Annotated in this window: 14 protein-coding genes; 10 read left to right on the top strand and 4 right to left on the bottom strand. The window is 62.3% G+C overall.

Features of this window, described 5'->3' with window-relative positions; translation table 11 throughout:
* Positions 1–108 precede the first annotated feature (108 nt).
* From AC0L28_RS17325 to hflX, 5 genes are all read left to right on the top strand, one after another.
* Positions 109–2,394, top strand: coding sequence for a sensor histidine kinase NtrY-like (locus AC0L28_RS17325; protein WP_287230465.1), 2,286 nt, complete (start codon positions 109–111; stop codon positions 2,392–2,394).
* On the top strand, positions 2,384–3,745 hold the full coding sequence (gene ntrX / locus AC0L28_RS17320) for a nitrogen assimilation response regulator NtrX (RefSeq protein WP_027153990.1): 1,362 nt from the start codon (positions 2,384–2,386) through the stop codon (positions 3,743–3,745). Before AC0L28_RS17325 ends, ntrX begins: the two co-directional genes overlap by 11 nt.
* Positions 3,746–3,933: 188 nt before the next feature.
* Positions 3,934–4,794: a D-amino-acid transaminase gene (locus tag AC0L28_RS17315; RefSeq protein ID WP_023799221.1), complete on the top strand. Its 861-nt coding sequence runs from the start codon at positions 3,934–3,936 to the stop codon at positions 4,792–4,794.
* Positions 4,795–4,939: 145 nt separating this feature from the next.
* The gene (gene hfq / locus AC0L28_RS17310; protein WP_006202172.1) at positions 4,940–5,185 is read left to right on the top strand and encodes an RNA chaperone Hfq; all 246 of its coding nucleotides are present in this window, start codon (positions 4,940–4,942) and stop codon (positions 5,183–5,185) included.
* Complete coding sequence (hflX, locus tag AC0L28_RS17305) at positions 5,186–6,577, top strand: GTPase HflX (RefSeq protein ID WP_473478968.1); 1,392 nt, start codon at positions 5,186–5,188, stop codon at positions 6,575–6,577.
* Between the two features lie 6 nt (positions 6,578–6,583).
* Here the strand turns inward: hflX and mazG are convergent, their stop codons facing one another.
* From mazG to AC0L28_RS17290, 3 genes are all read right to left on the bottom strand, one after another.
* Positions 6,584–7,408, bottom strand: coding sequence for a nucleoside triphosphate pyrophosphohydrolase (gene mazG, locus AC0L28_RS17300; RefSeq protein ID WP_287230469.1), 825 nt, complete (start codon positions 7,406–7,408; stop codon positions 6,584–6,586).
* A gap of 84 nt (positions 7,409–7,492) precedes the next feature.
* On the bottom strand, positions 7,493–8,677 hold the full coding sequence (locus AC0L28_RS17295; protein ID WP_473478966.1) for an amino acid aminotransferase: 1,185 nt from the start codon (positions 8,675–8,677) through the stop codon (positions 7,493–7,495).
* 182 nt (positions 8,678–8,859) lie between these two features.
* A complete protein-coding gene (locus AC0L28_RS17290) occupies positions 8,860–10,026 on the bottom strand; it encodes an OpgC family protein (RefSeq protein ID WP_287230471.1) in 1,167 nt (388 codons plus the stop codon).
* Positions 10,027–10,387: 361 nt separating this feature from the next.
* On the opposite strand from AC0L28_RS17290, the gene AC0L28_RS17285 reads away from it, so the two are divergent.
* The 5 genes from AC0L28_RS17285 to AC0L28_RS17265 are packed head-to-tail and all read left to right on the top strand — an operon-like array spanning position 10,388 to position 13,109.
* Positions 10,388–10,906 carry a sigma-70 family RNA polymerase sigma factor gene (locus AC0L28_RS17285; RefSeq protein WP_287230473.1) on the top strand — a complete coding sequence of 173 codons (519 nt, stop codon included), beginning with the start codon at positions 10,388–10,390 and terminating at the stop codon, positions 10,904–10,906.
* An 8-nt stretch (positions 10,907–10,914) separates the two neighbouring features.
* Positions 10,915–11,688, top strand: a complete 774-nt coding sequence (locus tag AC0L28_RS17280) for an anti-sigma factor family protein (protein ID WP_473479148.1) — start codon at positions 10,915–10,917, stop codon at positions 11,686–11,688.
* 21 nt (positions 11,689–11,709) lie between these two features.
* On the top strand, positions 11,710–12,426 hold the full coding sequence (locus AC0L28_RS17275) for a Bax inhibitor-1/YccA family protein (RefSeq protein WP_023799215.1): 717 nt from the start codon (positions 11,710–11,712) through the stop codon (positions 12,424–12,426).
* Between the two features lie 51 nt (positions 12,427–12,477).
* On the top strand, positions 12,478–12,723 hold the full coding sequence (locus AC0L28_RS17270) for a DUF2076 domain-containing protein (protein ID WP_473478964.1): 246 nt from the start codon (positions 12,478–12,480) through the stop codon (positions 12,721–12,723).
* On the top strand, positions 12,687–13,109 hold the full coding sequence (locus tag AC0L28_RS17265) for a DUF2076 family protein (protein WP_287173880.1): 423 nt from the start codon (positions 12,687–12,689) through the stop codon (positions 13,107–13,109). Before AC0L28_RS17270 ends, AC0L28_RS17265 begins: the two co-directional genes overlap by 37 nt.
* A gap of 428 nt (positions 13,110–13,537) precedes the next feature.
* On the opposite strand, the gene AC0L28_RS17260 is transcribed toward AC0L28_RS17265, so the two are convergent.
* Positions 13,538–13,678: a hypothetical protein gene (locus tag AC0L28_RS17260; RefSeq protein WP_353827742.1), complete on the bottom strand. Its 141-nt coding sequence runs from the start codon at positions 13,676–13,678 to the stop codon at positions 13,538–13,540.
* Positions 13,679–13,785 lie beyond the last annotated feature (107 nt).

Below are 13,785 nucleotides of genomic sequence, written 5' to 3'. Positions count from 1 at the left end.
TTTCCGGGGGATCGAGCGCCGAAACAGTTCCGTCCAGGCCACACTTGTTGCATAATCGCCACAATGCGTTGCATACATCCGACGCAATCACTGGCTCTAGACGGCGACATGGCTCCACGGGCATCGAGACTGAGCGAAACGCTTTTCAGCGAACCCCGCACAAGTGACGGGCGCCGGCTGCTTGCGCTGCCGGGCGTGGTGGCAATTGCCGGTGCGCTGGTTACGGCGGCGATCTCCTTCGCCATCCTCGTCGGTGCCACGCCGATCACGCCGGACGAGAGCACAACGCTGGCGCTAATCGCCGTCAATGCGGCGTTCATCCTGTTCCTGATCGCGCTGGTTGGCCGCGAAGTACATCGTATCGTGATGGCGCGCCGGCGCGGCAAGGCGGCATCGCGGCTGCATGTGCGGATCGTCGCGATGTTCGCACTGGTCGCCGCGATTCCCGCCATCATGGTGGCGATCATCGCGTCGATCACCCTCGACATCGGTCTGGATCGCTGGTTCGAAATCCGCACCAAGACGATTGTCAATTCGTCGCTGTCGATAGCCGATGCCTATGTGCAGGAGAACGCGCGCAATCTCCAGGGAACAACCCTGTCGATGGCTTACGATCTCGACGCCTCCCGCACGCTCTACGGCCTCGATCGAACCGGTTTCCTCGATCTGATGAACAAGGAAGCCGTCGGACGCTCGCTGGCCCATGCCGCACTGATCAGGTCCGACGGTTCGTTCGTCATGAGCGCCAAGACCGACGCCGATTTTGCCATGCCGGAGCCGCCGGAAGGCGCCATGAGCGGTGCCGCTGACGGCAGGCCGGTGCTGATCGAGCCGAAGACGCGCAACATCATGGGCGCCATCGTCAAGCTGCGCGAGATCGAAGGGCTCTATCTCTACACCATCCGGCTCGTCGATCCCGAGGTGATCAAGGCGCGGCAGATTGTCAGGTCGAACACAGACGAATATCGCGGCCTCGAAGACAGTCGCCGCACTTCGCAGGTGGCCTTTGCACTTCCCTATCTGTCGCTGACGCTGATCATCATCCTGTCCGCCATCTGGACGGGCATCGCCGTGGCCGACCGCCTGGTGCGGCCGATCCGCCAGCTCATCGGCGCCGCCGACGAGGTCGCGACCGGCAATCTCGACGTTGCCGTGCCGGTTCGGCCCTCCGACGGCGACGTCGCCTCGCTCGGCGACACCTTCAACAAGATGCTGCTGGAGCTGAAATCGCAGCGTAACGAGATTCTGTCCGCCAAGGATTTGATCGACGAGCGGCGGCGTTTTTCGGAAGCCGTGCTTGCCGGTGTCACCGCCGGCGTGATCGGCGTCGATCCCTATGGCATCGTCACCATCGTCAACCGGTCGGCCGAAACGATGCTGGCCATATCCGCCACCGCCGCACTCGGGCAAAATCTCTCCGCCGTGCTGCCGCATGTCGGCCGCGTCTTCGAGATCGGCCGCAAGTCGGGCAAGCCCGCCCATCGCGAGCAGGTGACCTTCTATCGCGCCGGTGCGGAGCGCACCTTCAACGTGCAGATCACGGTCGAGGCCGGCGACGACGGTTCGGAGGAGAAATCCTATGTCGTGACGGTCGACGACATCACCGATCTGGTCCAGGCGCAGCGTTCCTCGGCCTGGGCGGATGTGGCGCGGCGCATCGCCCACGAGATCAAGAACCCGCTGACACCGATCCAGCTTTCCGCCGAGCGCATCAAGCGCCGCTACGGCAAGGTCATCACCGAAGACCGCGAGGTTTTCGATCAATGCACCGATACGATCATCAGGCAAGTGGAGGACATCGGCCGCATGGTCGACGAGTTCTCCGCCTTCGCACGCATGCCCAAGCCCGAAATGAAGGCCCTTGATTTGCGCGAATCGTTGCGCGAAGCCTCGTTCCTCGTCGAGGTGAGCCGCTCCGATATCACCTTCGAGCGCGTATTCGGCAACGAACCGCTCAAAGGCACATTCGACAGCCGCCTGATGGCGCAGGCTTTTGGCAATGTCATCAAGAACGCAGCCGAGGCGATTGACGGACTTGATCAAAAGGACCGCTCGCACGGCATAATCCGGATTCAAGCCGGGCGCCAGGATGGTGCGGTTCGCATCGATGTCATCGACAACGGCAAGGGCTTGCCGCGTGAGAACCGCCAGCGATTGCTCGAGCCTTACATGACGACACGCGAGAAGGGCACCGGGCTCGGCCTCGCTATCGTCAAGAAGATAGTGGAGGACCATGGCGGCCGGCTCGAATTGCATGACGCGCCGGCGGATTTCCACGACGGGCGAGGCGCGATGATCAGCATCATCCTGCCGCTCGCCGCCACCGTGCCGTCGCGTGGCGAAGGCAGGACGGAACCCGAAAGAGAAACTGAAAAGGTCGGTAATGGCGTCTGACATTCTCATCGTCGATGACGAGGAAGACATCCGCGAGCTTGTCGCCGGTATCCTGAGCGACGAAGGTCACGAAACCCGCACGGCATTCGATGCCGACAGCGCCCTGGCGGCGATCGCCGACCGGGCGCCGAGGCTGATTTTCCTCGACATCTGGCTGCAAGGCTCGCGCCTGGACGGGCTGGCGCTGCTGGACGAGATCAAGACGATGCATCCGAGCCTGCCGGTGGTGATGATCTCGGGCCACGGCAACATCGAGACCGCGGTCTCGGCAATCCGCCGCGGCGCCTATGACTTCATCGAAAAACCCTTCAAGGCCGACAGGCTGATCCTCATCGCCGAACGTGCGATTGAAACCTCGAAGCTGAGACGCGAGGTTTCGGATCTCAAGCTGCGCAGCGGCGAGACCTTCGACCTGATCGGCATGTCGTCGGCGATGAGTCAGTTGCGCCAGACCATCGAGCGCGTCGCGCCGACCAACAGCCGCGTCATGATCATCGGCCCCTCCGGCTCGGGCAAGGAACTCGCGGCGCGCGCCATCCACACGCTGTCGGCGCGCAAGGGCGCCCCGTTTGTCACGCTGAGCGCCGCCAACATCACGCCCGAGCGCATGGAGGTCGAGCTGTTCGGCACCGAATCAAACGGTGTCGAACGCAAGGTCGGCGCGCTTGAGGAAGCCCATCGCGGCATTCTCTACATCGACGAAGTGGCCGACATGCCGCGCGAAACGCAAAACAAGATCTTGCGCGTGCTGGTCGAGCAGCAGTTCGAGCGGGTAGGGGGCACCAAACGGGTCAAGGTCGATGTCCGCATCATTTCGTCGACGTCGCAGAACCTGGAGGCGATGATCGCCGACGGTCGTTTCCGCGAGGATCTCTATCACCGCCTGGCGGTGGTTCCGGTCATGGTGCCGGGATTGGCCGAGCGGCGTGAGGACATCCCCTATCTTGTCGACAATTTCATGAAGCAGATCGCCCGTCAGGCCGGCATCCGGCCGCGGCGCATCGGCGACGACGCGCTGGCGGTGCTGCAGGCGCACAACTGGCCAGGCAACGTTCGCCAGTTGCGCAACAACGTCGAGCGGCTGATGATCCTGGCGCGCGGCGACGATATCGACGCACCGATCACCGCCGATCTCTTGCCTGCCGAGATCGGCGATGTCATGCCGCGCACGCCAAACCAATCCGATCAGCACATCATGGCACTGCCGTTGCGTGAAGCGCGCGAACAGTTCGAGAAGGACTATCTGATCGCCCAGATCAACCGTTTTGGCGGCAACATCTCGAAGACGGCCGAGTTCATCGGCATGGAGCGCTCGGCGCTTCACCGGAAGCTGAAGTCGCTGGGCGTCTGACAGCCAATCCGGTCGTGGCCTACGCAATTATCGGTTACGGCGGCGGCGGAATCGCATAAGAAACGCTGCCGCACGTCTTTCGGGACGCGCAACGGACGCTGTAGCATTTTGTTTTTTGCGCATGGTCTTCCCCGAAAAATGGATTCCGATTTTCGGGGGCCATGCGCTGACTTCTTCAGGGGTGACCCATGCCGCGCATTGCCTATGTGAACGGGCGCTATGTCGCTCACGCCGACGCTTTCGTGCATATCGAGGACCGTGGCTATCAGTTCGCCGACGGTGTCTACGAGGTCTGCGAGGTGGCGCGCGGCTTCATCGTCGATATGCCTCGCCATCTCGGACGGCTGAACCGCTCGCTGACCGAATTGTCGATCGACTGGCCGGTCACGCCGGGCGTGTTGCCGATTATCCTGCGCGAGGTGGTCCGCCGCAACCATGTCGCCGATGGCCTGGTCTATCTTCAGGTGACGCGCGGCGTCGCCAGCCGTGATTTTGTTTTCCCGGCGGGCACGAAGCCGTCGCTGGTGGTTACCGCCAGGAAAGCCGACCCCGCTGCTGCCACCAGGAGGGCCGAAAGCGGAATCAAGGTCATCACCGTGCCGGAGAACCGTTGGGACCGGGTCGACATCAAGTCGGTCGGCCTGCTGCCAAACGTGCTCGCCAAGCAGAAGGCCAAGGAAGCCGGCGCCCAGGAAGCCTGGTTCATCGATGCCGACGGCACCGTCAAGGAAGGTGGGTCGTCGAACGCCTGGATCGTCACCAGGGACGGCGTGCTGGTGACGCGTCCGGCCGAGCACGGCATCCTGCGCGGCATCACCCGCACCACGCTGTTCGAAGTGGCCGCCAAGCTCGGCCTGACGATCGAGGAGCGGGGCTTTTCGGTCGCCGAAGCCAAGGCCGCGCGCGAGGTTTTCATCAGCTCCGCGACCACAATCGCCATGCCGATCGTGGCGATCGACGGTGCTCCGGTCGCCAACGGCCATCCGGGCTCGATAACACTTTCCTTGCGGCACGCCTTTTTTGACGTTGCGGAAAAAAGTCCAGCCTGATAACCGCACAGGTGGAATGAACATCAATATATCTCGTTCTGCTTGTCGTTGTTGACGGCAAGACGGTGTTTGCGCGCTTGACATGTGCCAGTTAATTTGGCGCATTGGCCTGCAAACCGAAGGGGATCGGCGAAAGACAAGAACAATGGCGGAACGATCGCAAAATCTTCAGGACCTGTTCCTGAATTCAGTTCGCAAAAGCAAAAACCCACTCACCATCTTCCTCATCAACGGCGTGAAGCTGACCGGTGTGGTCACTTCCTTCGACAATTTCTGTGTTCTGCTGCGTCGAGACGGCCACTCCCAGCTCGTCTACAAGCACGCCATTTCCACGATCATGCCGAGCCAGCCGGTTCAGATGTTCGATGGCGAGGAAAGCCAGGGCGCCTGATTGGCACGTAAGAAAGACGCGGATCGCAGCGTTCGCGAAAAACCAGCATATCAGCCGGGGGCGGAGGCCGAAGGCCCGACCCGCGCCGTGGTCATCGTGCCGGTGCTTACCCGCCAGCCGCGCAGCGACGAAGACACCAATCGCCCGCGCCTGACGCGTTCTGCCGAGGCCCGCCACGACGAGGCGGTCGGCCTTGCCCAAGCCATAAACCTCGACCCGATCCATACCGCTGTTGTGACCGTCAACGATCCCCGGCCTGCCACCTTGCTCGGCAGCGGCAAGGTCGCGGAGTTCGCCGAGATCGTCAAAGAGGGCCGTGTCGAACTGGTCATTGTCGATCATCCGCTGACGCCGGTGCAGCAGCGCAACCTGGAAAAGGAATTGAACGCCAAGGTGCTGGATCGCACCGGCCTGATCCTGGAAATTTTCGGCGAGCGGGCGCGGACCAAGGAAGGCACGCTGCAGGTCGATCTGGCGCACCTCAACTATCAGAAGGGCCGGCTGGTGCGAAGCTGGACCCACCTCGAGCGCCAACGCGGCGGTGCCGGTTTCCTCGGCGGCCCTGGCGAAACGCAGATCGAGTCGGACCGCCGTGTCCTGCAGGACAAGATCAACAAGCTCAAGCACGAGCTGGAAACAGTGCGACGCACCCGTGACCTGCACCGCGCCAAGCGCAAGAAGGTGCCGTTCCCGGTCGTGGCCATTGTCGGCTATACCAACGCCGGCAAGTCGACGCTGTTCAACAGGCTGACCGGAGCTGGGGTGCTGGCCGAGGACATGCTGTTCGCCACGCTCGACCCGACACTGCGTCGGGTGCGGCTGCCGCACGGCACGCCGGTCATCCTTTCGGACACGGTCGGTTTCATTTCGGACCTGCCGACGCATCTGATCGCGGCCTTCCGGGCAACGCTCGAAGAGGTGGTCGAGGCCGATCTCGTCATCCATTTGCGCGATATTTCGGATCCCGACACGGCCGCCCAGGCTGAGGATGTCGAGCGCATTCTCGCCGATCTCGGCGTCGATGCCGGCGACGGCAGGCGCGTCATCGAAGTGTGGAACAAGATCGACCGGCTCGATGAGGGCAACCGGGAGCGGTTGCTCGCCGACGGGATCGACGGCAGCAAGGCACCGCCGATTGCCATATCGGCCGCCACCGGCGAGGGCATCGATGTGCTGAAGGCGATCATCGAGACACGAGTTTCAGGCGAACTGGAAACGCAGACCGTCACGCTCAAGCCTGACCAGCTTGGGTTCGTCGACTGGCTCTACCGCAATGGCGACGTGGTCTCGCGCACCGACAATGAAGATGGCGGTATAACCGTGTCGCTCAAAGCGACGCGAAGCGCACACGAAGAGATAGAAGCCAGATTGCACCGTAAAAACAACGGGTAATTTCTGTTACTTCGCGCTTTTAGCTTGCTGCCAAAGCGCCTCCATCTCGTCGAGCGTCGCCTTTTCCAGGGTGTTTCCGGACCTTTCCAGCGCTTGCTCGACATAGTGGAACCGCGACCGGAATTTCTCGTTGGTGCCGCTGAGCGCCGCTTCGGAATCAACCTTGAGATGACGCCCGAGATTGACGACGGCAAACAGCATGTCGCCGAACTCGTCCTTGATCGAAGCCGTATCGCCCTTGGCAAGGGCCTGGCGCAACTCGCCGATCTCTTCCTCGATCTTGTCGAGGATCGGCGTGGCCTCGCTCCAGTCGAAGCCGACGCGGGCCGCTTTTTCCTGCAGCTTGAGCGCCCGCGTCAAAGCGGGCAGGGCGACCGGTACGCTGTCCAGAAAACCCTTGCCATGATCCTCCGGATCGTGCCCGCGGGCGAGGCGGGCATTTCGCTTTTCGGCTTTTTCCTCGGCCTTGATCTTCTCCCACATGCCCTTGGCCATGCCGGCGCTGCGCGCCTCATCGTCGCCGAAGACATGCGGATGGCGGCGGATCATTTTTGTGGTGATGGCCTGGACCACGTCGCCAAAGGCGAATTCACCGACCTCCTCGGCCATCTGCGCATGGTAGACGACCTGCAGGAGCAGGTCGCCGAGCTCGTCGCGCAGATCGTCCAGGTCGCCACGCGCAATGGCGTCCGCCACCTCGTAGGCTTCCTCGATCGTGTAGGGCGCGATGCTCGAGAAATCCTGCTCGACGTCCCACGGGCAGCCGGTTTCCGGCGCCCGCAGCGCCGCCATGATCTCGATCAGCCTGGAAATGTCTTTCGAGGGTTTCATCGGTCGCATGCTAGCCTGCGTCCGACGGTGCAGCCAACGCCGTCGCACGGCGAGGGGCGATTGTCCACAGCGCCGCTCAAAGTCTCAGTCGAGCACGGAGACGATCGCCTTGGCGAGCGCGTCCATGCCGTCCTCCGGCAGGCCGGCGACGTTGATGCGGCTGTCGCCGACCATATAGACGCCGTGCTCGGCGCGCAGCCGCTCGACCTGCGCTTCGGACAGGCCAAGCCGGGAAAACATGCCGCGATGGCTGGCGACGAAATCGAAGCGATCGGAATTGGACTGCCGCCGCAACGCATCGGCGAACTGCACCCGAAGCCGCAGCATGCGCAGGCGCATCTCCTCGAGCTCCGCTTCCCAGTCGGCGCGCAGCGTGGCGTCTTCAAGCACGATGCGCACCGCGGCCGCGCCGTGGTCCGGCGGCATCGAGTACATGGCGCGCGCCGCCGACAGCATCTGGCTCATTGCGACATCCGCCTGCGCGCTGTCTTTTGCCAGGATCATCGCCGCGCCGACGCGGTCACGATACACGGCAAAGTTCTTCGAGCAGCTCGAGGCAACGACCATTTCCGGGACTTTTGCTGCCAGCAGGCGCAAGCCGGCGGCGTCAGCGTCAAGGCCCTCGCCAAACCCCTGATAGGCAATGTCGACAAAGGGCAGCAGGCCGCGCTCGACGACGAGGTCTGCTATTTCAGCCCACTGCGCGATGTCCAGATTGGCGCCTGTCGGATTGTGGCAGCAACCATGCAGCAGCACCACGTCGCCGTTCCTGGCGGTCGCCAGCGCGCTCATCATGTCGGCGAAGCGAACAGCACCTGAGGCTGCGTCGAAGTAGGGATATTCGCGTATCTGCAGGCCGGCGGCGCGCATCACCGGCATGTGGTTGGGCCAGGTCGGGTCCGACAGCCAGATCGTCGTGTCGGATCGCGTCCTCTTGAGCAGCTCGGCCACCAGCCGCAGCGCGCCCGAGCCGCCGGGCGCCTGCGCCGCACGGATGCGCGTCAGCTCGGCCACCGGACCAAAAACCAGCCTCGCCATCGCCGTGTTGAAGCCGGTATCGCCGGCAAGGCCGAGATAGGTCTTGGTATCCTGGCTCTGCAGCAATCGCTTTTCGGCTTCGCGCAATGCGCGCATCACCGGCGTCTTGCCATCGCGATCCTTGTAGACGCCAACCCCGAGGTCGACCTTGCCGGGGCGGGGATCGGCACGATAGAGGCCGATCAAGGCGAGGATCTTGTCGGCAGGGGCAGGCTGGAGGTTTTCGAACATCGGCGCGGCTCCGTTGGCGGCGGAGTGATACGCAAATCGGCTGTGCTGCGCCAGCGGTTTTCATTTGCGCCAGGCTGAAAACCGCCAACCGGGCGACTGGACACAGCAATCCAAAGCGTGGCCTGGAGGCGAGGCTCGCACCGGCGAAAGGCCTTGATCGCACGGCGCGTCGCGCCGTTCTATCATGCCGGTTTGAGAGCAGCAGACGGCAAGGCGGCTCCAGATTGCCGCTTCTTGCCGCCCCAGCCGATCCGCGGCAACCATTCGAGGTAGTAGGCGAAGCCGAACTGCAGCGCGATGCCTGTCGAGATCAGGATCGAGTCGTAGAGGAGGCCGCCCGGGCTGACGACTTTCATCACCTGCGCGATCATGGCGAGGATCGTTCCGGCGACGAAGACCGGCAGCGAATGCTTGCCGAGAATCGCGAGCGGGTGTCCGGGCCTCGTCCTCGCCAGATTGGAAAGCGCCGGGATTGCCACGATCAGATAGGCGATCGCCAGAATGTGCATGAGGCGCGACAGCGACAGGAACGTCTTGTCGAAGCCAGTCAGCACGGTAGGCAGGCCGGAGGCCGTCTCGATGCCCCACAGCGGCAACCGCACCCAGATCAGCGCGCCGACCAGATACAGGACGGCCGCGCTCGCCATCATCCAGTTGAAGCGGATTTCGCCGCCGCGCTTGATATGCAGCATGCCGGCGATGCCGATGACGAAGAGAAACTGCCAGGAGAGCGGGTTCAGGAACCAGAAGCCGTCGCCGGGAAAATTTGAAGGCGCGATCTGGAAAACGCCGACGATGAGCCAGAGGAGAGCGGACGCAGCGAGCATCAGGCGCAGGCTGAAAGTGCCGATCCACAGGAAAACCGGCATCATCAGAAGTACGACGGCATACATGGAAAGAATGTTGTTATAGCCGATCTGATGCCCGAGCGCCGCGATGCCGAGCAGCGCTTCCGGCGTGTCCTCAATGATCATCTGGATGTTGATCAGCTTCAAAAGATCGGGCCGCGAGAAATGCAATGCAGCCGCCGAGAAGATCGCCAGCGTCGCGACAGTGGTCATGACGTGGGTGACATAGAGGACACCGGCACGCCGCCAGGCCTTCAGGGTGATGAGCAACCGATTCCCCGGCTGGAACTTCAGTCCGTAGGCGAGCCCAACGGCAATCCCCGAAATCAGCACGAATGCTTCGGCCGAATCCGAAAAGCCGAAATTCTTGTGCGTGACATACTCGAAGATCGTCCCCGGCACGTGGTTGACGAAGATCGTCAGCAGCGCTAGCGCGCGGAAGACATCGATGCGGGTATCCCGCTGGGCTGGCACATTGCCTGTCATGTCGGGGCTTGTCATGTCGGGTCGATAATTCGTTGAACAAAAGCGGGCCCAAAGCGCCGTCGGCGAAGGGAAGATTCGGCGGTGAATGTTTCCTGCCTATAACTCGCAAGTGCCCCGAAAAAGATGACACTTTCGCGATTTTTCGCGTCACAAATTAATTCAGGGATAAACATCGAAATCCCCGGTGGCGCTAAAACCGCGCGGCGAATTGAGGCGGCTGCGGGGAGGGCCGCTCGTTCCCGGACAAGGAAGCCGTACGCGCACTGGTGGCGTTGTACCGGCTGTGCCTGACATCCCGGATCGCAAAAAACTCAAAAAACTCAAAGAGCGGGATTAAAAGCCTGCCATGCTCCGTAAACAGGACGTGAGAGGGTCGATGCCACGCTTCGATATCGTAGGACAGCTTGGTTCTTTGCGACGCTACGCGCGTTCTCTGACGCGCGACAGCGCGGAAGCAGAGGATCTTGTGCATGACGCGCTGGTGCGTGCCTATGAGCGGCGCGGCACCTTTCGATCCGGCGGAAACCTGCGCGCATGGCTGCTGTCGATCGTCCACAACGCTTTTATTGACGGCTTGCGGTCCCGCAAATCCGAAGCGGCGCGGGTCGAGCAGGCCGGATATCTTGCCGACGCCAGCATGCAGGCACCCCAGGAGCATTCCGTCCGCCTGGCACAGGTACGCGAAGCTTTTTTCAATTTGCCGGATGAGCAGCGTTCGGCGCTGCATCTCGTCGCCATCGAGGGACTTACCTACAGCCAGGCGGCCGAGGCCAGCGGCGTGCCGCTGGGAACGCTGATGTCGCGCATCGGCAGGGCGCGCGCAGCGCTTCGCGAGATGGAGGACAAATTGCCGGCACATGCGAAAAGCCACCTCAAGATCGTGGGAGGCCCGTGATGTCCATGATGAGCGAACTGCGCGACCCGGTGACCGATGCCGACCTCGACGCCTATGTCGACGACCAGCTGGACGTTGCCCGCCGCATTGAGGTCGAGGCGTTCCTTTCCGCCCGTCCGGAGGCTGCCGCCCGCGTCATGTCCGACCTCAGGACGCGCGACGAACTGCGCGTGGCGCTTGCCGGATGCAAGGGCATGGCGCGGCCGGCGACGGCTGATGCGGCACGGCGGCTGGAACGGGGACTGGCTCGAGGGCGCGCCTTGCGCACGTTGCAGCGAGCTGCGGCGGTCGCAGTCCTGCTGGCTGCGGGCTGGTTGGCCAACGGGATCGTCGGGCCGATATCGGTGACGAAAGTCGTCGCCTCGACCCAGCCGCCTGTCTATCTGGAAGAGGCGATCCGGGCACACAGGACGACGATCATACGCGAGGCGATGTCATCCCAGCCCGAAGCGCCGGATTACGATGCGGACGAAATCCGCGCCGCCACGGCGATCGTCATGCCGTCGCTGCCGAAGGACTGGGAAGTCCGTGACGTCCAGATCTATCCATCGCAGTTCGGCCCGAGCGTCGAGATGGCTGTCGAAACAACAGACCTGGGACTGGTCTCGCTGTTCGCGATCAGGCCCGGAACGTTCGACGTCGTCCAGCCGACCGTCGCCCCGTCGGGCGAAATTTCCTCGGCCTATTTCCAGATCGGCGAAGTTGCTTACGCAGTCGTCGCCCGAAGCGGTGTCCGCGATCTCGATCGCACCGCAGAAACGCTCGCCAACACGCTTTACTGACCTTCACAAAGGAGAAGCCGCATGAACACCCCCAATCTAGGTTACCGCACCGGCGTCGGAGCCCAAACCGGCGCCGTCTATGACGAGGGCCTGCGCCAGCACATGCTGCGCGTCTACAACTACATGGGAATTGGCCTCGTCGTTACCGGCGTGATCGCCTTCGTCGTGGCTTCGACGCCAGCCCTCTACGTGCCGATCTTTTCCACTCCGTTGAAGTGGGTGGTGATGCTGGCGCCGCTCGCCTTCGTGCTGTTGTTCTCGTTCCGGATACAGACGATGTCCGCAGCCGGCGCTCAGGCGATGTTCTGGGCATTCTGTGCGGTCATGGGCCTGTCGCTGGCCTCCGTGTTCCTGGTGTTCACCGGGACCAGCATCGCGCGCACCTTCTTCATCGCCGCCACCATGTTCGGCGCGACCAGCCTTTACGGCTATACGACCAAACGCGACCTGACCCAGTTCTCGTCCTTCCTGATCATGGGTCTGATCGGCGTGGTGATCGCCAGCATCGTCAACATCTTCCTCGGCTCGACCGCGCTCCAGTTCGCTATCTCGGTGATCGGCATCGCCGTGTTCATCGGTCTCACCGCCTGGGATACCCAGACGATCAAGGAGCAGTTTGCGGAAAATTTTGGTGCTGAATCGCAGCAGAAGCTCGCCGTCTTCGGGGCATTCTCACTCTATCTGAACTTCATCAACATCTTCCAGCTGCTGTTGAACTTCACCGGCGAGCGCGAATAGCCGCGTCAAATCCATGCATGTCGCGGCAGCATTTTTGCAGCAGCGACATGCATGAACAGAGACTTGGAAAACGCGCCGCGAAAATCTCTCGGGACGCGGCGCGACTGGATATCGGAGTTGCTTCGCATGGACAGGAACGACCAGCAGGCGATCGCCACTCTTTTCGAGAAACTTGGCAACGTCGAGCGGCAGACGCCGCCACGCGACGCCGAAGCGGAACGCTTTATCAACGATCAGATTGCCCGGCAGCCCGGCGCGCCATACTACATGGCGCAGACGATCATTGTTCAGGAATAGGTGCTGAACGCGGCGCAGTCCCGCATCGAAGACCTGGAGCAACAGGCACAGCAGTCTGCCGGCAGCGGATTGCTTGGCGGGCTCTTCGGCGGCGGCGCTCGGGTTCGGTCCCGCGGGTCGGGCGCACCGCTGCCGCTGCGCCGCAGGAGCCGCTTTCTGGCAATGATCAACAAAGGGCAGGCGGCGGTTTCCTCGCCGGAGCCGCGCAGACTGCAATGGGCGTGGCCGGCGGCGTGCTTCTCGGCAACGCCATCACCGGCATGTTTGGCGGAAGCCAAGCGCAGGCAACCGAGTTGGCGGCGTCACAGGCAGAGGAGGGCGGTTCCGACCAGGCAGACGATGCCGGCTCCGATGGCGGTGGCGATTTCGGCGATATTGACTTCTGACAAGGAGCGGCAAGCGCGCAGGGCGGTCTGAGCAGGAATTCCCGGCGTTGGTTTTGAGTGTCTGGCAACGACAACGCGAAGGGCAGGGTGCGGCCCTAAGCCGCCATGTCATCAACCTAAAAGTAAATGATGTAGTGCATTCACAGCGGCAGGGCGATGACGACTTGGGGCCGGATATACGATGGGTGATTTGCTCCAATTTCTCGGTGACATGCTGGGTAACTTGATATCGGGCAATCGTTCGAAGTCGAAATTTATGCGATGGTTAGAACGCGCCGTCATTGCAATTGTAGTGGGCCTGATCCCGCTTGTGCTTTATCGGATGTACTCGTGATGATGACCGCAGTCGGTGCCTTTCAGACGTTCATTAGATTGCGCGAGAGGTTTAAGGATCTCAGAAGCAGTCGCTATTTTGGCTATCTAGCCGTTCATGTAATGCAGGGAGGCGCGCGTGCTCTGCGTCGTAAGAGCCGACGCATTCTTCGGCCAGGACCAACCCGGAAATCCCGTTGATAGGCGTCCACCGCAGCCATGCGGATGCAGGCGTGCGTATTGACGCCGCATAACACCAATTCACCGACGCCCAATTCCGCCAGTAGCTCGTCAAGCCCGGCAAACGCATTACCTCAGGGGGCGTCGCTTTCGTGGCAACAATTTCATCTGGGCTTGACAGAGG

It is taken from the genome of Mesorhizobium sp. WSM4847, from assembly GCF_055811335.1.
This window is presented reverse-complemented; position numbering and strand designations above follow the sequence as displayed.